The organism is Azospirillum brasilense, assembly GCF_007827815.1.
GTDB lineage: Bacteria > Pseudomonadota > Alphaproteobacteria > Azospirillales > Azospirillaceae > Azospirillum > Azospirillum brasilense_C.
In genome coordinates this window covers 480,887-498,438 of sequence record NZ_VITH01000003.1, presented here as the reverse complement: position 1 = coordinate 498,438, position 17,552 = coordinate 480,887, and the positions used below count along the sequence as shown (strand labels likewise).

Here is a 17,552-nt window from a genome sequence, read left to right as displayed (position 1 = left end):
GGTCAGAAGAGGAGGCCGGCGCGCATCGCCAGATGCTCGGCCACCGGGCCGAGGGCGAGCGCCGGGAAGAAGGTCAGGCCGCCGACGATCAGGATGACTCCGGCCAGCAGCCCGACGAACAGGCCGCCGTGGGTCGGGAAGGTGCCGGCCGAGGCCGCGCTGCGCGTCTTGGCGGCGAGCGAGCCGGCAACCGCCAGCATCGGCACGATGACCAGGAAACGGCCCACCAGCATCCCGGCGGCCAGCGTCAGGTTGTACCAGAGCGTGTTGCCCGACAGCCCGCCGAAGGCGCTGCCGTTGTTGGCCGCCGCCGAGACGTAGGCGTAGAGCGCCTCCGAGAAGCCGTGCGGTCCGGCGTTGGCGAGCGAGGCGAGGCCGGTGTCCAGCACCACGGCGAAGGCGGTGCCGCCCAGCATCAACAGGGGCAGGCAGAGGACGGCAAGCATGGTCATCTTGACCTCCTTCGCCTCCAGCTTCTTGCCCAGATATTCCGGCGTGCGCCCGACCATCAGCCCGGCGACGAACATGGTAACGATGGCGAACAGCAGCATGCCGTAGAGGCCGGCCCCGACGCCGCCGACGATGACCTCGCCCAGCATCATGTTGACCATCGGCACCATGCCGCCCAGCGGCATGAAGCTGTCGTGCATGGCGTTGACCGCGCCGCAGGAGGCTGCCGTGGTCACCGCGGCGAACAGGGCGCTCATGGCGATGCCGAAGCGGGTCTCCTTGCCCTCCATGTTGCCGGCGGCGTTGTCCAGCCCGAGGGCGGCAAAGGCCGGGTTGCCCTGGGCCTCCGCCCAATAGACGGCGGCGGCGCCGATGAAAAACAGCAGGCCCATGGCGGCCAGGATGGCCCAGCCCTGCCGCTCGTCTCCGGCCATACGCCCGAACAGGTTGGTCAACCCGGCGCCGATGGCGAAGATCGACAGCATCTGCACCAGATTGGTCAGGGCGTTCGGATTCTCGAAGGGATGGGCGGAGTTGGCGTTGAAGAAGCCGCCGCCGTTGGTGCCCAGCATCTTGATCGCCTCCTGCGAGGCGACGGGGCCGAGCGCGATGGTCTGCCGGGCGCCCTCCAGCGTGGTGGCGTCCACCGTCCCGGCCAGCGTCTGCGGCACGCCCTGCCAGACCAGGAACAGCGCGTAGAGCAGGCTGAGCGGCAGCAGCAGGTAGAGCGTGCCGCGGGTCAGGTCGGTCCAGAAATTGCCGACCGTCCGCGCCCCGGTGCGGGTGAAGCCGCGGACCAGAGCCACGGCCAGCGCGATGCCGGTCGCCGCCGACACGAAGTTCTGCACGGTCAGCCCGGCCATCTGCACGAGATGGCTCATCGTGCTTTCGCCGCCGTAATTCTGCCAGTTCGTGTTGGTGACGAAGCTGGCGGCGGTGTTGAAGGCGAGATCGGCGGGCACCGCCGCCATGCCCGCAGGGTTCAGGGGCAGGACGCCCTGGAGGCGCTGCAGCGCGTAGAGCAGCAGCAGGCCGGCGGCGTTGAACAGCAGCATGGCGACGGCGTAGGTCACCCAATGCTGCTCCGCCTTCGCGTCCACCCCGGCCAAGCGGTAGAGCCCGCGCTCGACGGGGCCGAGCAGCGGCGACAGCAGCGTGCGCTCCCCGTTGAACAGCCGCGTCATGTAGCCGCCGAGCGGGCGCGCCACGGCGGCCACGAGGGCGGCGAAGAGCAGGATGTTGATCCAGCCGCTGACGGTCATGGGAGTCTCCTCAGAACCGTTCGGGGCGGATCAGGGCGTACACGAGGTAGCCCAGCAGCCCGGCGGCGACGAGGCCGCCGAGCGCGTAATCGACGATCATGGCCCGGCCCCCCTCACAAGCGGTCGCAGGCGTGCACATAGGCGATGGACGCGGCGAAGAAGGCCGCGGTGATCGCCAGCGCGATGATGTCCAGCATGGTTGCCTCCGGGGCGCGTCCGGACCGCCGGGCGCGCGTCAGCGTGGATCGGATGCCGGCACGGCTGTGTCCGGCACGATCAGGCTGCGCCCGAAGCGCGTATAGATTCGAGGGGGGCGGTGGGGGGCGTGAAATATACGACGCGTATATGGTGGGTTGGTAAGTGCATGAAATGGTGAGGTTCTTTCCCCCACCCCGCCCCCCCCGCTGCGCGGGAGAGGGTGCCTTCTGCGAAGCGGCGGCAGTCCCCTCCACCTCGAAGAGGGGGAGGGTTAGGGAGGGGGCACCGTCAGCACGGCGACACGCTCCCTCACCCGCCCGGCGCTTCCTCCATCCGGCGGAGAAGCAAATCGCACGGCCCCTGGAGATGCTCCCGCATCAGGAACTCCACCCGCCCACTCTGGCGGCGGGCGATGGCGTCAAGGATGCGGCGGTGTTCCTCGTTGTACTGGCGCAGGGTGGGACCGTCCTTCTCCATCTCCAGGACGTCGTAGATCTTCGGGACCCGGTAGACGGTCTGGAAGGAGCGGTTGAACAGCCCGCTCGGCACCAGCCCCATCAGGGTGGTGTGGAAGCGCTGGTTCAGCAGGCGCCACTGCTCCAGCGCCTCCCCTTCCAGCGGGCTGTCGCCGGCGATCAGCGCCTCGGCGCGGTCGAGGCCGTTGCGCAGCGCCCGCTCCACATCGAGCGGCAGGCCGCGCTCCGCCACGATGCGGCAGCCATGCCCCTCCAGGAGGCTGCGCATCTCATAGCTTTCCAGCAGGTCGCGCCGGGTGAACTGGCGCACCGTGTAGCCGCGGTTGGTCTCGTAGGTGACCAGCCCTTCCCGCTCGGCCGCCACCAGCGCCTCGCGGATCGGGGTCCGCGACACGCCGAACTGGGCGGCCAGTTCCGCCTCCTTCAGCTTGGTGCCGGGGAGCAGCTTGCCCTCCAGCACCCGGTTGCGCAGGGCGGTCATGATGGAGCCGACCTGCTCGGACCGGACGGTCCCGGTCGCCTTCTCATCGCTGAACGGGGTCACGGTGTCCTCCGGCCGGGGCGTCGGGCGCCGGCGCTTGGAAAATGGCGGGGCAAGGGATTGCGTTCTATCGGCGGCGCAGGAATCGCACAAGCAGAACGCTCATCAGGATCGTCCCGAACAGCCGCAGAGTCTGCAGAGTGAGGATGAAGGGCACGTCGGCGGCGCTGCCCAGCGCCACCACCGTCACTGAATCCAACCCGCCGGGGCTGGTCGCCAGATAGGCGGTCAGCGCGTCCTTGCCGGTCAGCGTGACCAGCAGCCAGGCGGAGCCGAGCGACATCGCGACCAGACCGAAGGTGGACAGCAGCATCAGCGGCACCGATGCCACCAGATCGCGCAGCAGCTCCCGCCGGAAGCGCAGGCCGGTCGTCCAGCCGATGATCGTGAAGGCGACGGCGATCAGCCAGGACGGCGAGTCCAGCACCACCAGCCCGGTCATGTTGAGCGTGCCGCCGAGCAGGATCGGCCCCAGCAGCGGCCCCGCCGGAAGCCGTGTCACGGTCCCGGCCCAGCCGCCGGCCAGCGCGACCGCCACCAGGGCCAGCGTCGACGCGACGGAGGCCGATGGCGCGGGAACGGTGCCGGGAACGGCGATCGGCACGGGAACGCCGCCCAGAAGGAAATGGCAGACGAGCGAGGCCAGGACGACGACCACGATCACCCGCAGATACTGCATGACGGCGACGAAGCGCGGGTCGCCGCCGAAATCGCCGGCCATGGCGATCATCGCCGGGGCGGCGCCCGGCATGGTCCCCCACAGGGCGGTGCCGCCGGGAAAGCGGCCCGACCGCTCCAGCAGCCAGCCTACCAGCACCGCGCCGGCCAGCATTGTGGACAGCGCCATCAGCATGGGGAACCAGTGCAGCGCCACGTCGTGCAGGATGGTCACGTCCATGGACCGGGCGACGACGCCCCCCGTCAGCGCCTGGGCCAGCCAGGAGAAGCGCTTGGGCAGCTCGATCGAGGCGCCGCGCACCCCCAGCAGGATCGCCGCCGCCATCGGGCCGAGCAACGTCGCGCCGGGAAGGCCGGCCACCATGAACAGGGCGGTGAACAGGAGGGTCGCCCCCACCAGCAGGCACCACTGGAGGGGATTGGAAAGGGGCATCATGTCGGCAGATTGCTCAGGGGCGCGCCCGCCGGTCGGCCGCGGGCGCGCCACCGCTCCATAAAGTTCGGATAGGGTCAGAGGCGAACGGGTTGGATCAGGCGGCCACGGCCTCGGCCTGCTTCTCGACGTAGGCCATCACCTCCGCCACCGGCAGCACGTCGCCGTACTTGGCGTTCATGTCGAACAGGGCGGAATCGTGCGGGGCCTGGTGGCGGTCGCCCACGCATTCGGCGGGGACGATGACGCGGAAGCCATGGGACACCGCGTCCACCGCCGTGGCCCGCACGCAGCCGCTGGTCGAGCAGCCGGTGAGGATCACCGTGTCGCACTCCATCACGCGCAGCATGGTGCTGAGCGGCGTGCCGAAGAAGGCGGAGGAATGGTGCTTGACCAGCACGACGTCCTGCGGCTCCGGCGTCACGCGGGCGTCGAACTCGGCCAGCGGGTTGTCGGCGGTGAAGGCGCGCAGCGCCGGGATCTTCTTGACGAACATGCCGCCCTCGGTCCCCGCCGCGTCATAGACGACCTTGGTGTAGATGACCGGCAGGCCGGCGCGGCGGGCGGCGGCGTAGAGCGGCACGCTGGCGATCGTCGCGTCCACCACACCCTGCCCGAAGAAGGGGGCGCCGGGCTGGGTGTAGAAGTCGATGAAGTCGATGGAGATGATGGCGGCCTTCCGCCCGAAGCCGATCCGGTTCTGGAAGACGCCGGAATAGTTGTTCTTGAGCTCGTCGGTGACACTGAACATGGGGGTTGATCCTCAGGCTGATTGCAGGGGGATGGGACGGATGGGCGGATAGCCGATGTCCTGAAGGACCGCCGTGGCGACCTCGGACCGGGTTTCCGGTGTTTCGGGGAAGTGGCAGGCGACTTGATCGGTGCCGCCGCAGGCCTTCAACGCGGGCTGGTCGATCAGGCAGGCGCGCGGCAGCAGGGCGTCGCCGCTGCGCTCGGTGGGCACGCCGCCCGCCGCGGCGACCAGCCGCGCCCGATAGCAGCGCGGGTGGAAACGGCAGCCCGGCGGCACGTTGGTGGCCGAGCCGATCTCGCCCATCGTCACCGAGGTGCGGCGGCGGTTGCGCATCCGCACGTCGGCGATGGGCACCGCCGCCAGCAGCGAGACGGTGTAGGGGTGCAGCGGCCGGCGGTAGAGGTTGTCGCGCTCCGCCATCTCCACGACCTTGCCGAGATACATCACGGCGATGCGGTGGCTGACATGGCGGACCACCGCCAGATCATGGGCGATGAACAGGTAGGACAGCCCGCGCTCCCGCTGGATGCGCTGGAGCAGGTTGATGATCTGCGCCTGGATCGACACGTCGAGCGCCGACACCGGTTCGTCCAGCACCAGGATCTTGGGGTCGAGCGTCAAGGCGCGGGCGATGCCGATGCGCTGGCGCTGGCCGCCGGAGAACTGGTGCGGGTAGCGGTCGGCGTGCGAGGGGTCGAGCCCGACGAGGCTCATCACCCCGGCGACCTTCTGCGGCCCGTCGCTGTCCCACAGGCCATGGACCTTCAGCGGCTCGGCGATGCTCTGGCCAATGGTGACGCGGGGGTCGAGCGATCCGTAGGGGTCCTGGAAGACCATCTGGATGTCGCGCCGCATCGCCTGCATCTCGGCCTTCGACACGCCGGTCACGTCGCGCCCGTCGACCAGCAGCCGCCCGCTGGTCGGTTCGACCAGCCGCAGGGCGAGGCGGCCGAGCGTGCTCTTGCCGCTGCCGCTCTCACCGACCAGCCCCAGCGTCTCGCCGGCACGGATGGTCAGCGACACGCCGTCCACCGCCCGCACCGCCTTGCCGGCCTTCTTGAACAGGCCGCCGTGGCGGGTGAAGACGCGGGTGGCGTCGACGAGTTCCAGGGCCGGCGGCGGTGCGGAGAGGGTGTCGCTCATCGGATGGCCTCCTTCCGGTCGGGCAGGTCTTCGTGGAAACAGGCGCTGCGGTGGCCGGAGCGGTCGCCGGCCAGCGGCAGCGGGCGCCGGGTGCAGCAGTCCGCGCGCCCGCGGCCGACCGTGCAGCGCGGCTCAAAGGCGCAGCCGGGCGGCAGGCGGGCGACGTTGGGCGGCTGGCCCTCGATGGCCGGAAGCTCCTCGTCCACCGGGCCGTCGAGACGGGGGATGCTGCGGAACAGCGCGCGGGTGTAGGGGTGGCGGGGTTTGGTGAAGACCTCCTCCATGGAGCCGGTCTCGACCAGCCGCCCGGCGTACATCACCGCCACGTCGTCGGCGTATCTGGCGACCAGCCCCAGGTCGTGGGTGATGAGCACCAGCGCCATGCCGGTCTCCGCCTGGAGGTCGGCGAGCAGGTCGAGGATCTGCGCCTGCACCGTCACGTCGAGCGCCGTGGTCGGCTCGTCGGCGATCAGGATCTTCGGCGACAGGGCGATGGCCATGGCGATCAGCACGCGCTGGCGCTGCCCGCCGCTGAGCTGGTGCGGGTAGTCGTCCACCCGCCGCGCCGGGTCGGGGATCTGGACGCGGGCCAGCAGCTCGATGGCACGGGCGCGGGCGGCGGCGCGGCCGATGCGCTGGTGGGCCCGCAGCACCTCGACGATCTGCTCGCCGATGGTGAAGACGGGGTTCAGCGCGGTCAGCGGGTCCTGGAAGATCATCGAAATCACCGCCCCGCGCAGGCGGCGCAGCCGCTCCGGCGGCTGGTGCAGGATGTCGGCGCCGTCGATCCGCACCTCGCCGCGGCGGACGCGGCCCGGCGCGGCGACGAGGCCGAGCGCCGACAGGAAGGTCATCGACTTGCCCGATCCGGACTCGCCGACCACCGCCAGCGTGCCGCCGGCCCGCACGGCGAGCGACACGCCGTCGATGACGGTGACCGGCCCGTCGTCGCCGGGAAAGACCGTGGTCAGGTCGCGCAGCTCCAGCGCGACCGGGCGGGGGGCCGTGGCGGGGGCGACGGGAGCCGCCGGAGCCACGGGGTGAAGGTTGGGCATGGCCTTGTTTGGCATGGGGGGCGTCCTCACAGCACGCGTCCGGAGGAGCGGCGCATCTGCGGGTCGAGCGTGTCGCGCAACCCGTCCCCCAGCAGGTTCAGGGCGACCACCATCACCGCGATGCAGATCCCCGCCGACAGCGAGATCAACGGGTTGGAGGCCAGGAAGCTCTGCCCGTCGGCGATGACATTGCCCCAGGTCGGGGCCGGCGGCTGAACGCCGAGGCCGAGGAAGCTCAGGCCCGCCTCGGCCAGGATGGCGGTGGCGGCGCTGACCGTGGCGACCACGATCACCGGCGGCAGGCTGTTCGGCACGACGTGCAGGAACAGCAGCCGCATCGTGCCCATGCCGATGGCCCTCGACGCCTCGACGTAGGTGCGCGGCTTGATGGTCAGGACGACCGCCCGCATCACCGCGGCGACCCGCGGCGTGAAGGCCAGCGCCACGGCGATGATGACGGATTCCAGCGAGGAGCCGCGGGCCGCCACCAGGGCGAGCGCCAGCAGGAAGCCGGGGAAGGCCAGCAGGATGTCGATGACCGAGACGGTCACCCGCTCGACCCAGCCGCCGAAGAAGCCGGCGACCGCGCCGATCACCATGCCCAGCGACAGCGACAGCGCCATCACCGCGACGGCGACCTGGAGGGAGATGCGCGTTCCCCAGATTAGGCGGGACAGCACGTCGCGCCCGAACTGGTCGGTGCCCAGGAGATGCGCGGCCGAGGGCGGGGCCAGCGTGTTGGCGAGGTCGGTCTCAAGCGGCGACATCGGGGCGATCCAGGGCGCCGCCACCGCCACGATCAGCAGCAGGGTCAGCAGGATCACGCCGATCAGGAAGCCCGGATGGCGGAAATAGCGCATCAGGGACGACCGCCGCGCCGAAGCGGACGCGGAAAGGGTTGCTGTGGCTGCCATGGGTCACCGTGTGGACAGGCGCGGATCGACCAGCCCGTAGGCGAGGTCGAGCAGGCTGTTGACGAGGACGACGGCGACGGCCAGCACCAGCACGCCCGCCTGGACGAGCTGGTAGTCGCGGGCCGAGACCGCCTTCAGGATCATCGAGCCGATGCCCGGCCGGCTGAACACCACCTCGATCAGGATGGCGCTGCCCAGCGACCAGGCGAAGGTCACCCCGACGATGGCGAGGATCGGCACCAGCGCGTTCTTCAGCGCCAGCCGCCACACCACCCGGCGCTCCGGCACCCCCATCGCGCGGGCGACGCGGATGCAGTCCTGGCCCAGCACCTCCAGCATCGCCGAGCGGGTCAGGCGGGTGATGTAGGCCGCGACCGAGATGCCCAGCACGCCGGCCGGAAGCACCAGATGGTGCAGGTGGGTGAGGAACCCGCCGCCCGAGCTGGCCCCCAGCGCCGGGAACCATTTCAGCTCCTGCGAGAACAGCAGGACCGAGGCGAGGCCGAGCCAGAAGACCGGGAAGGAGATGCCGAACAGCGCGACGATCATGATCAGCATGTCGCTCCACGATCCCTGCCGCTCCGCGGTGAGGATGCCGAGCGGGATGCCGATCGCCACCGCCACCGCGAGGCCGGCGAAGGCCAGGATCGCAGAGTCCGGGAGGCTGAACAGGATCTCCTCCAGCGCCGGGCGGCCGGTGACCACCGACGACCCGAAATCCCCGGTGACGGCGCGCAGCACGTAGAGCCCGTACTGCACGTAGACCGGCTGGTCGAGGCCGAGTTGGGCGCGCAGCGTCGCCAGCGCCTCCTCGGTGGCGTAGTCGCCCAGCATGTACTGGGCGGGGTCGCCGGGGATCATCCGGACCAGGAAGAAGGTCACGGTCACGATGCCGAACACCGTGATCGCGAGCTGCGAGAGTTGGCGAAGAAGCCGGTCCATCGTCATGCCTCCAGCAGCGAGACCGGATAGGCGCTCATCGTGAACAGGGAGTTCTGGACGAAGCCGGAGACCTTCTTGGTGTGGGCGATGTACAGGTGGTCGGCGTAGAGCGGGATCACCGGGACGTCGCCCATCACCTTGGCCTGGATCTTCCCGTAGACCTCCTTGCGGGCGGCGTCGCCCTGGGCGTTGCGGGCGGCGGCGATCAGGTCCTCGATGCCCTCGTAATGGGCGGTGTTGAGGCCCGGCGGGAAGGAGGACTTGGCGAACAGCGACAGGATCGGGCTGTCCGGGTCCGGCGCGCCGACGACGCCGGTGATGCAGGTCGGCACCGTGCCCTTGTTGCGCGCCTGGAGGTAGGCGCCGCGCTCCAGCACCTTGATCTTGGCGTCGATGCCCACGGCGGCGAGGTCGCTGGCGATCGGCACGACGATCTTGTCGTAGGGGTTGGCGCCCGGCGCCACGAGGTCCAGCGTGAAGGACCCCACCCCGGCCTCCTTGAGCAGCGCCTTGGCCTTGGCCGGGTCATAGGGGAACAGCGGGACCTGATCGGTGAATTCCTGGAAGGAGGAGGTCAGGAAGCCGCTCGCCTCCGACTTGGTGCCCTTGAAGAAGCCGTCGATCAGCGCCTTGCGGTTGATGGCGTGGTAGATCGCCTGCCGCACCCGCACGTCGCCCAGCGGCTTGATCGAGGTGTTGAGGACGAGGTTGATCGTGTGGTTGGCGTCGCGGTCGTGCACGGTGACCAGACCGCCGCCCTTCAGGCGCTGAATGACCTCCGGCTGCTGCAGGCCGAAGAAGATGTCGATCTCGCCGTTCTCCAGGGCGATAGCCGCCGCCGTCTCGTCCTTGATGACGCGGAACTGCACCTCCTCGACCTTGGGCGCGCCCGCGAAATAGTCCTTGTTGGCGGACAGCTTCACCTCGCGGCCCGGCGCCCAGTTCTGGAACACGAAGGGGCCGGTGCCGATGGGGTTCAGCGCGAAGGCCTTGTCGCCGATCTCGCCCAGCGCCTTGCGGCTGACGATCCAGCCCTGGTTGAAGGCCGACACCTTGTGCAGGAAGCCGGAGTTCGGCTCCTTCAGCGTGATGACCACCGTGTCGGGGGACGGTGTCTCGATGGACTTGATGGAGGCGAGCTGCCCGCTGTAGCTGCTGCCGGTCTGCGGGTCGAGCACGCGCTCGAACGAGAATTTCACGTCGTCGGAGGTGAAGGGGCCGAAACCCTTGTGCCAGGTGACGCCGCTGCGCAGGGCGAAGCTGTAGACGGTGCCGTCGCCGGAGATGTCCCAGCCGGTGGCGAGGTCGGGGACGATGGCGTTGCTCGCCTCGTCATACTTGACCAGCCCGTTGAAGATCTGGGTGGCGACCGTCTGGTTCTCGATCTGGAAGATGCGGGCGGGATCCAGGTTGCCGATGTCGCTGCCGATGCGCACCCGCAGGACCGGCGGCGCCGCCGACGCCGGCAGAGGCCAGCCGCTGCCCGCCACCAGGGCGCCGGCGGCCAGCAGGGTACCGAACTGGCGGCGGTTGACCCCGCTCCGCTCGATCCGGCCGGCCCGTTCCTTGCGATTGATCCCGTCCATAAGCCTGCTCCTCTGTGTCAAAGATTTTACGGGCAGCGCTGAGATTTGTCCGGTCTATTTTTGCACACAATCTGCGCTGGACCCTTATGCCCGACCAAATTCGCAGGAATCGTGCCACCCTGCGACGGGCTGTCGCAGGCGGCCTATAAATCATTTCAAATCAGCTTGTTAACAAAAAATTTTGCGGTATTGCTTATGAATACAGCAATATGCATATCTGCGCAAAAGGCGGGCAGAGGCGGGTTTCAAATGGTGAAACTATGGACTTTGAATGCAAAAAAACCTCGTTGTATGCTGTCTGGGCGCCCGTGATGCGGCGCAGCAGCGGAAGAAGGAACCTCCTGAAATGAGCGATCTTTCCATCTACGAGCGCCAAGGCATCGGCAAGCCGCTCGGCTTCGGCCGCAAGTGCGCCCTCCTCATCATCGACTTCCAGATCGGCTTCACGCGCGAGGACGCCTTCGGCGGCTTCAACATCAACAGCGCCATCACCGCCACGGGAAAGTTGCTCGGACATGTTCGTCCCTTGGGCATGCCGATCGCCCATGCCTGCTTCATCGCGCCGGAGGCCCCGGGCGGCATCGGCCCGTTCGGCGAGAAGATCCCGTCGCTCCTGACCCTGTCCGCCGACTCGCCCGACGTCGCCTTCGCTCCGGAGGTCGCGCCGCTGCCCAACGAGTTCATCGTGCGCAAGCAGCACGCCTCGGCCTTCTTCGGCACCGCCCTGTCGTCCTGGCTGCGCGCGAACGCGGTCGACACGCTGCTGGTCACCGGCTGCACGACCTCGGGCTGCGTGCGGGCCAGCGTGATCGACGCCTCCGCCCACGGGCTGCGCCCGATCATCGTGGAAGAGTGCGTCGGCGACCGGGCGGAGGAGCCGCACCGCGCCAACCTGTTCGACATGGGCAAGAAATACGCCGACGTGATGCCGCTGGACGCGGTCATCGCCCATCTGGCGTTGGCCGACGCCGCCTGATCCGGCGGTTTCGTCCCCAAGCGCAACCAAACGACGTCAACAGGCCGTCGCCGGAGCAGTTCGTCCGAAGCCGTCCGGCACGCGAGCGGAAAGCAGCAACGCATGTCCGATCTTTCGACAACGCATCCGGCCCGGTCCGGCGGCGGCAGCCCCTCCATGCCCGGCGCCAGCGAGGCGGAAACCCGCGCCCGCCTCGCCCGCATCGAAAGCCTGAACCCGATCGTCAACGCCCTGCTGACGGTGGACGCCGACGGGGCGATCCGCCGGGCCCAGGCGCAGGACGAGGCGCGGGCGGCAGGGGACTGGCCCGGCCTGCTCGACGGGGTGACGGTTACCGTCAAGGACTGCTTCGAACTGGCCGGCGAGACGACCAGCTACGGCTCGTCCGACCGCTTCGCCCGGATGGGGCAGCGGGACGCCCCGCTGATCCGCCGCCTGCGCGACGCCGGCGCCATCCTGGTCGGACGCAACAACCTGTCCGAATTCTGCCTGGGCTCGACGAACCAGAACGAGCATCACGGCCCCTGCCGGAATCCCTGGGACACCGGGCGGGTGCCCGGCGGGTCGAGCGGCGGCTCGGCGGCCTCGGTCGCCGCCGGGCTGTGCCGGGTCTCCATCGGCACCGACACCGGCGGCTCCATCCGCATCCCGGCGGCGCTCTGCGGGGTGGTCGGGCTGCGGCCCAGCGTCGGCCGGGTGTCCAACACCGGCGTGATCCCGTGCAGCGTCGATTTCGACACCGTCGGCCCGCTGGCCTACTCCGTCGCCGACGTGGCGCGCGCCTTCGCGGCCATCGCCGGCTATGACCCGGAGGACCCCAATTCGGTCGACGTGCTGCTCGGCAATTTCCTGCAGGACCTGAAGGCGGGCGTCGCCGGCACGCGCATCGGTCTGCCGCGCAACTTCTACTTCGACAACCTCCAGCCCGCGGTGGCGGAGCGGGTGCGCGCCGCGGCGGCGGTGCTGGAGAAAGCCGGCGCCGTCCTGGTCGACGTCACCATCGAGGACGCGGAGGTGGCGCAGGCCCGCACCGCCTTCTCCCTGCTCGTCGCCGACATGGCGCAATACCACCTCGACAAAATGGAAACCGCGCCGGAGTCCATCGGGCCGGAGGTGCTGCGCCGCCTGCAGCTCGGCCTGCCGGTGAGCGGCGTGCAGTACGCGGAATCGCGGCGCTGGCTGGCCTCCTGGAAGCTGCGGTTCCGCACGTTGTTCGAACGGGTGGACCTGATCCTCACCCCGACCACCCCCATCACGGCCCCGCGCATCTACGACAGCGCCGACATGATCGAGGCGACGCGGGCGGTCAGCCGCTTCACCTACGGCTTCGGCGCGCTCGGCCTGCCCGCCATGTCCGTGCCCTGCGGCTTCGACGGCGACGGGATGCCGGTGGGCATGCAGATCGTCGGGCGCTGGTTCGACGAGCCGCTGGTCTTCCGCGCCGGAGCGGCCTTCCAGGCGGCGACCGACCATCACCGCCAGCGCCCCGCCCTGCCCGCCTGATGCCTCCCGCCTGATTTACCGAAAGGACCAGCTATGGAACCGTTCGAACTCACGGCCAGCGAGGCCGCCCACGCCATCCGCGATGGCCGCCTGACCAGCGAGGCGCTGGTCCGCTCCTGCCTGGAGCGGATCGAAGACCGCGACCCGCAGGTGCGCGCCTGGATCACCGTCGACCCCGCCCTGGCGCTGGCCGCCGCGCGGGAGGCCGACAAACGCCCCGCCGCCGGCCCGCTGCACGGCCTGCCCTTCGGCGTGAAGGACGTGATCGACACCGCCGACCTGCCGACCACCCAGAACTCGCCGATCTTCCAGGGCCACCGACCGGCCCGCGACGCCGCCTGCGTGGCCATCGCGCGCAGCGCCGGCGGCATCCTGCTGGGCAAGACCGACACGGTGGAATTCGCCTCCGGCGGACGCAAGGCGGCGACGCGCAACCCGGTCAACCTCGCCCACACGCCGGGCGGCTCCTCCTCCGGGTCGGGGGCGGCGGTCGGCGACCGGCACGTGCCGCTGGCCTTCGGCACCCAGACCGGCGGCTCCCACATCCGTCCCGCCGCCTTCAACGGCATCTACGGCTTCAAGCCGACCTGGGGCGTGGTCAGCCGCGAAGGGATGAAGCACTACGCGGTGTCCCTCGACACGCTCGGCTGGTACGGGCGTTCGGTCGGCGACCTCGCGCTGATGGCCGAGGCGTTCCAACTGGAGGGCATGGGCAAGACGGCGCCGGTCACGCTGGCGGGATTGCGCGTCGGGCTCTGCCGCTCCCCCGTCTGGTCGCGCATCGAGCCGGCGGGCGAGGCGGCGCTGCTGCTCGCCGCCCGGCGGCTGGAGGAGGCCGGCGCGGTGGTCGTGCCCTTCGAACTGCCGGACGCCTTCTCAACCCTGGCCGAGGTGCAGGACGTGATCCGCCGCGGCGAGGGGCGGGCCTCCTTCCTCGACCTTTACCTCAGCGACCGCCATCGGCTGCATCCCGAGCTGGCCGACCATTGCGAGCACAACCACGGCATCACCACGCGCACCCTGACCGAGGCCTACGACGTCGCCGACAGCTGCCGGCCCCGCTTCGCCGCCCTGTTCGAGTCCATCGACGTGATCCTGACCCCGCCCGCGCCGGGCGAGGCGCCGGAGGGGCTGCACACCACGGGCGACCACATCTTCAACTCGATCTGGACGGTGCTGCACGTCCCCTGCCTCGCCATGCCCTGCGGCCGCGGGCCACGCGGGCTTCCGGTGGGGGTGCAGTTGGTGGCGCCGCGCTTCCAAGACGCCGCCCTGCTGGCGATGGCCGAGGCGATGGCCCCGGTGGTCGACGTGTGAGGCCGGGCGAAATCCCCTCTCCCCCCTGGGGAGAGGGTTCATAGGGCGCGCATGCGATTGCCTGCCCTCCTGCCATCCGTGACTTGAAACGATACCGCATCCCCCGGAAACTTTCCCGGACCGGCCGGGTTGGACGGGGGCGGCGCCGCAGCCGGGCGCCCGAGGACGGGAGGAGAGGACGGATGAAGCTCGACGGGTCCTGCCATTGCGGCGCGGTGCGATTCTCGGTGGACGCCTACGCGCCGGTCCCCTACCTGCGCTGCCACTGCTCGATCTGCCGCAAGACGGCGGGCGGGGGCGGCTACGCCATCAATCTGGGGGCCAAGGCCGACACGCTGGAAGTGACGGGGGCGAAGCACATCACCGTCTTCCACGCTCGCATCGACGGCGAGGAAAGCCCCGGCGAACGGCGTTTCTGCGCGCGCTGCGGCTCCGCCCTGTGGGTGAGCGACCCGCGCTGGCCGGAGCTGGTCCACCCCTTCGCCAGCGCCATCGACAGCCCCCTGCCGGAGGCGCCGGCCCACGTCCACATGATGCTGGGGTCGAAGGCCAACTGGGTCCCGGTCGAGGCCAAGCCGGGGGACGAGCGCAGCGACGACTACCCGCCGGAATCGCTGGAGGAGTGGCACCGCGCCCATGGGATGCTGGGCGGCGGAGTGTAACCTCCGCCGCCTGGACCGGTCAGTTCTTCAGCTTGTAGCCGGTGCGGAAGATCCACCAGACCGCCGTCAGGCAGAGCGCCAGGAACAGCGCGGTCATGGCGAGGCTGATCCCCACCGGCACGTCGGCCTGGCCGTAGAAGCTCCAGCGGAAGCCGCTGACCAGATAGACGACCGGGTTGAACAGGGTGATCTTCTGCCACAGCGGCGGCAGCATGCTGATCGAGTAGAAGCTGCCGCCGAGGAAGGCCAGCGGCGTGATGACCAGGATCGGCACGATCTGCAGCTTCTCCCAGCCGTCCGCCCAGACGCCCAGGATGAAGCCGAACAGGCTGAAGGTGACCGAGGTGAGCACCAGGAAGGCGACCATCCAGACCGGGTGCTGGATCGAGTAGTCGACGAACAGCCGGGCGGTCAGCAGGATCAGCACGCCGAGGATCATCGACTTGGTCGCCGCCGCCCCAACATAGCCGAGCACCGTCTCGAAGGCCGAAATCGGGGCCGACAGCACCTCGTAAATCGTGCCGGAATAGCGCGGCATGTAGATGCCGAAGGAGGCGTTGGACACGCTTTCCGTCAACACCGACATCATGACGAGGCCGGGCACCAGGAAGGCGCCGTAGCTCACCCCGTCCACCGCCGTGAAGCGCCCGCCGATGGCCGCGCCGAAGACGATGAAGTAGAGCGAGGTCGAGATCACCGGCGCCGCGATGCTCTGGAACAGCGTGCGCCAGGTGCGGGCCAGCTCGAACAGGTAGATGGCCTTGACCGCATGAAGGTTGATGGGGAAGGTCATGCCCGCTCCTTCACAAGGCTGACGAAGATCTCCTCGAGGGAGCTTTCCTCGGTGTGCAGGTTCGTGAAATCGATGCCGTGGTCGCCGAGCTTGCGGAGAAGCCGGGCGATGCCCGTCTGGTCGTCCTGCGTGTCGAAGCTGTAGACCAGCTCCCGCCCGTCGCCGGACAGGGTCAGGGGATAGCCGGCCAGCTCCGCCGGGATGGACTCCAGCGGGTTCTGGAGCTGAAGGGTCAGCAGCCGCTTGCCGAGCTTGCGCATCAGCGCGGCCTTGTCCTCGACCAGCACGATGCGGCCGTTGGAGATGACGCCGATGCTGTCGGCCATCTCCTCGGCCTCCTCGATGTAGTGGGTGGTCAGGATGATGGTCACGCCGCTGTCGCGCAGCCGCCCGATCATCTCCCACATGCCGCGGCGAAGCTCCACGTCCACCCCGGCGGTCGGCTCGTCGAGGAAGAGGATGCGCGGCTCGTGCGACAGGGCCTTGGCGATCATCACGCGGCGTTTCATGCCGCCGGACAGCGCCATGACCTTGCTGTCCTTCTTGTTCCAGAGGGACAGGTCCTTCAGCACCTTCTCGATGTGGGCGGGATCGGGCGGCTTGCCGAACAGCCCGCGGCTGAAGCTGACGGTGGCCCAGACGCTCTCGAACGCCTCGGTCGTCAGTTCCTGCGGGACGAGGCCGATCAGCGAGCGCGCGGCGCGCCAGTCGCGCACGATGTCGTGCCCGTCGACCGTCACGGTGCCCGCGGTGGCGTTGACGATGCCGCAGACGGTGCTGATGAGCGTCGTCTTGCCGGCCCCATTCGGTCCCAGCAGGGCGAAGATCTCGCCGCGGCGGATGTCGAGATCGACCCCTTTCAGCGCCTGGAAGCCGGTGGCGTAGGTCTTTTCCAGCCCACGCACCTGAATGATCGGCTGCATGTCCCCCCTCTGCCTGTCGGTCGGCCCGGTCCGGGCGGGCGTCACCTTAACGGCGGGACGGCCCGCGGTCATCGGGCATTCGGCGCGATGCAACCATTCCGGAGAGGGGGGTGCTGATTTGGGAGTCCCGATTCGGGGGAGGGGATGCCCGCCCACAAATGATTTCGGGACAACAGCCCTGCCCCTCCCCATATTATGTAAAAAGCACGTAAGAGGACGAGCGCTCATGCCAAAAGATGTTGTGCTCAGTGATGTCGATGTTTGGGAAAGCTCCATCACCACATGGCTGCGTTCCAACGCGGCCGAGGACCCGGCCCACGACATCGACCATCTTCTTCGCGTCTGGCGCACCGCCAAGGCCCTGGCCGCGGCGGAGGCCGAGCGGGACGTCGGGCCGCCTCCCGATAGGCCGGCCGACATGCTCGTCGTGCTGGCCGCGGCATTGCTCCACGACATCGTGAACGTGCCGAAGGACCATCCGGACCGCAGCCGCGCCTCCCGCCTGTCGGCGGACCGGGCGGAGGAGGTTCTGCGCGGCATGGGCTTCCCCGGCGCGCTGATCCCCGCCACCCGCCACGCCATCGAGGCGCACAGCTACTCCGCCGGCATCCCGCCGCTGACCATCGAGGCGAAGCTGGTCCAGGACGCCGACCGGCTGGAGAGTCTGGGCGCCATCGGCATCGCCCGCTGCTTCGCCACCTCCGGCCTGATGAAGCGGGCGTTGTTCCACGGCGAGGACCCGATGGCCGAGACCCGCCCGCTCGACGACCTGCAATACGCCCTGGACCATTTCAAGGCGAAGCTGCTGCTGCTGCCCAACACCATGCAGACCCCGGCCGGGCGGGCGCGGGCGCAGGAGCGGGCGGCCTTCCTGCTGTCCTTCCAGGTCCAGCTTCTGGCGGAGATCGCCGGGGACGCCTGACGGGTGATGCCTGACGGGTCCGGC

Annotated in this window: 17 protein-coding genes; 5 read left to right on the top strand and 12 right to left on the bottom strand. The window is 69.5% G+C overall.

The features are described from left to right. Positions 1 to 2: 2 nt before the first annotated feature. The 10 genes from kdpA to FBZ83_RS08900 form a co-directional block, all read right to left on the bottom strand. Complete coding sequence (gene kdpA, locus FBZ83_RS08950) at positions 3 to 1,712, bottom strand: potassium-transporting ATPase subunit KdpA (protein WP_145682102.1); 1,710 nt, start codon at positions 1,710 to 1,712, stop codon at positions 3 to 5. 10 nt (positions 1,713 to 1,722) lie between these two features. Further along, positions 1,723 to 1,812 carry a K(+)-transporting ATPase subunit F gene (locus FBZ83_RS08945; RefSeq protein WP_035680142.1) on the bottom strand — a complete coding sequence of 30 codons (90 nt, stop codon included), beginning with the start codon at positions 1,810 to 1,812 and terminating at the stop codon, positions 1,723 to 1,725. A 407-nt stretch (positions 1,813 to 2,219) separates the two neighbouring features. Continuing rightward, the gene (locus FBZ83_RS08935) at positions 2,220 to 2,930 is read right to left on the bottom strand and encodes a GntR family transcriptional regulator (RefSeq protein ID WP_244947872.1); all 711 of its coding nucleotides are present in this window, start codon (positions 2,928 to 2,930) and stop codon (positions 2,220 to 2,222) included. Positions 2,931 to 2,994: 64 nt separating this feature from the next. After that, entirely contained in the window at positions 2,995 to 4,041 is a 1,047-nt protein-coding gene (locus FBZ83_RS08930; RefSeq protein WP_145682100.1) for an AbrB family transcriptional regulator, read from the bottom strand. 94 nt (positions 4,042 to 4,135) lie between these two features. Next, positions 4,136 to 4,789, bottom strand: coding sequence for an isochorismatase family protein (locus FBZ83_RS08925; protein ID WP_145682099.1), 654 nt, complete (start codon positions 4,787 to 4,789; stop codon positions 4,136 to 4,138). Between the two features lie 12 nt (positions 4,790 to 4,801). After that, positions 4,802 to 5,935, bottom strand: a complete 1,134-nt coding sequence (locus FBZ83_RS08920; RefSeq protein ID WP_145682098.1) for an ABC transporter ATP-binding protein — start codon at positions 5,933 to 5,935, stop codon at positions 4,802 to 4,804. Next, positions 5,932 to 7,005 carry an ABC transporter ATP-binding protein gene (locus FBZ83_RS08915; protein WP_282186892.1) on the bottom strand — a complete coding sequence of 358 codons (1,074 nt, stop codon included), beginning with the start codon at positions 7,003 to 7,005 and terminating at the stop codon, positions 5,932 to 5,934. Before FBZ83_RS08915 ends, FBZ83_RS08920 begins: the two co-directional genes overlap by 4 nt. Positions 7,006 to 7,016: 11 nt before the next feature. Then, complete coding sequence (locus tag FBZ83_RS08910; RefSeq protein ID WP_186466013.1) at positions 7,017 to 7,850, bottom strand: ABC transporter permease; 834 nt, start codon at positions 7,848 to 7,850, stop codon at positions 7,017 to 7,019. A gap of 57 nt (positions 7,851 to 7,907) precedes the next feature. Next, the gene (locus tag FBZ83_RS08905; RefSeq protein WP_014242069.1) at positions 7,908 to 8,846 is read right to left on the bottom strand and encodes an ABC transporter permease; all 939 of its coding nucleotides are present in this window, start codon (positions 8,844 to 8,846) and stop codon (positions 7,908 to 7,910) included. Between the two features lie 2 nt (positions 8,847 to 8,848). Beyond that, entirely contained in the window at positions 8,849 to 10,432 is a 1,584-nt protein-coding gene (locus FBZ83_RS08900; protein ID WP_145682096.1) for an ABC transporter substrate-binding protein, read from the bottom strand. A gap of 346 nt (positions 10,433 to 10,778) precedes the next feature. Here FBZ83_RS08900 and FBZ83_RS08895 point away from each other — a divergent pair, with 346 nt between their 5' ends. The 4 genes from FBZ83_RS08895 to FBZ83_RS08880 all read left to right on the top strand — a co-directional run bounded on the left by FBZ83_RS08895 (position 10,779) and on the right by FBZ83_RS08880 (position 14,890). Further along, complete coding sequence (locus tag FBZ83_RS08895) at positions 10,779 to 11,408, top strand: isochorismatase family protein (RefSeq protein ID WP_145682095.1); 630 nt, start codon at positions 10,779 to 10,781, stop codon at positions 11,406 to 11,408. A gap of 102 nt (positions 11,409 to 11,510) precedes the next feature. Beyond that, complete coding sequence (locus tag FBZ83_RS08890) at positions 11,511 to 12,911, top strand: amidase (RefSeq protein ID WP_247888223.1); 1,401 nt, start codon at positions 11,511 to 11,513, stop codon at positions 12,909 to 12,911. Between the two features lie 33 nt (positions 12,912 to 12,944). Further along, positions 12,945 to 14,228: an amidase gene (locus FBZ83_RS08885; protein WP_145682094.1), complete on the top strand. Its 1,284-nt coding sequence runs from the start codon at positions 12,945 to 12,947 to the stop codon at positions 14,226 to 14,228. Positions 14,229 to 14,410: 182 nt separating this feature from the next. Then, positions 14,411 to 14,890, top strand: coding sequence for a GFA family protein (locus tag FBZ83_RS08880; RefSeq protein ID WP_145682093.1), 480 nt, complete (start codon positions 14,411 to 14,413; stop codon positions 14,888 to 14,890). 19 nt (positions 14,891 to 14,909) lie between these two features. Here the strand turns inward: FBZ83_RS08880 and FBZ83_RS08875 are convergent, their stop codons facing one another. Beyond that, a complete protein-coding gene (locus tag FBZ83_RS08875) occupies positions 14,910 to 15,683 on the bottom strand; it encodes an ABC transporter permease (protein WP_211101636.1) in 774 nt (257 codons plus the stop codon). Then, positions 15,680 to 16,606 (bottom strand): ABC transporter ATP-binding protein, encoded by a 927-nt coding sequence (locus FBZ83_RS08870; RefSeq protein ID WP_035680117.1) that lies wholly within the window; start codon positions 16,604 to 16,606, stop codon positions 15,680 to 15,682. Before FBZ83_RS08870 ends, FBZ83_RS08875 begins: the two co-directional genes overlap by 4 nt. Positions 16,607 to 16,832: 226 nt before the next feature. On the opposite strand from FBZ83_RS08870, the gene FBZ83_RS08865 reads away from it, so the two are divergent. Further along, entirely contained in the window at positions 16,833 to 17,528 is a 696-nt protein-coding gene (locus FBZ83_RS08865; protein ID WP_145682092.1) for an HD domain-containing protein, read from the top strand. Positions 17,529 to 17,552: the final 24 nt, after the last annotated feature.

Bases quoted from the DNA above. Each gene is read 5' to 3' on its own strand.
- kdpA (WP_145682102.1), bottom strand. From the start codon at position 1,712: ATGACCGTCAGCGGCTGGATCAACATCCTGCTCTTCGCCGCCCTCGTG.
- FBZ83_RS08945 (WP_035680142.1), bottom strand. From the start codon at position 1,812: ATGATCGTCGATTACGCGCTCGGCGGCCTCGTCGCCGCCGGGCTGCTG.
- FBZ83_RS08930 (WP_145682100.1), bottom strand. From the start codon at position 4,041: ATGATGCCCCTTTCCAATCCCCTCCAGTGGTGCCTGCTGGTGGGGGCG.
- FBZ83_RS08925 (WP_145682099.1), bottom strand. From the start codon at position 4,789: ATGTTCAGTGTCACCGACGAGCTCAAGAACAACTATTCCGGCGTCTTC.
- FBZ83_RS08920 (WP_145682098.1), bottom strand. From the start codon at position 5,935: ATGAGCGACACCCTCTCCGCACCGCCGCCGGCCCTGGAACTCGTCGAC.
- FBZ83_RS08915 (WP_282186892.1), bottom strand. From the start codon at position 7,005: ATGCCAAACAAGGCCATGCCCAACCTTCACCCCGTGGCTCCGGCGGCT.
- FBZ83_RS08910 (WP_186466013.1), bottom strand. From the start codon at position 7,850: ATGCGCTATTTCCGCCATCCGGGCTTCCTGATCGGCGTGATCCTGCTG.
- FBZ83_RS08905 (WP_014242069.1), bottom strand. From the start codon at position 8,846: ATGGACCGGCTTCTTCGCCAACTCTCGCAGCTCGCGATCACGGTGTTC.
- FBZ83_RS08900 (WP_145682096.1), bottom strand. From the start codon at position 10,432: ATGGACGGGATCAATCGCAAGGAACGGGCCGGCCGGATCGAGCGGAGC.
- FBZ83_RS08895 (WP_145682095.1), top strand. From the start codon at position 10,779: ATGAGCGATCTTTCCATCTACGAGCGCCAAGGCATCGGCAAGCCGCTC.
- FBZ83_RS08890 (WP_247888223.1), top strand. From the start codon at position 11,511: ATGTCCGATCTTTCGACAACGCATCCGGCCCGGTCCGGCGGCGGCAGC.
- FBZ83_RS08885 (WP_145682094.1), top strand. From the start codon at position 12,945: ATGGAACCGTTCGAACTCACGGCCAGCGAGGCCGCCCACGCCATCCGC.
- FBZ83_RS08880 (WP_145682093.1), top strand. From the start codon at position 14,411: ATGAAGCTCGACGGGTCCTGCCATTGCGGCGCGGTGCGATTCTCGGTG.
- FBZ83_RS08875 (WP_211101636.1), bottom strand. From the start codon at position 15,683: ATGACCTTCCCCATCAACCTTCATGCGGTCAAGGCCATCTACCTGTTC.
- FBZ83_RS08870 (WP_035680117.1), bottom strand. From the start codon at position 16,606: ATGCAGCCGATCATTCAGGTGCGTGGGCTGGAAAAGACCTACGCCACC.
- FBZ83_RS08865 (WP_145682092.1), top strand. From the start codon at position 16,833: ATGCCAAAAGATGTTGTGCTCAGTGATGTCGATGTTTGGGAAAGCTCC.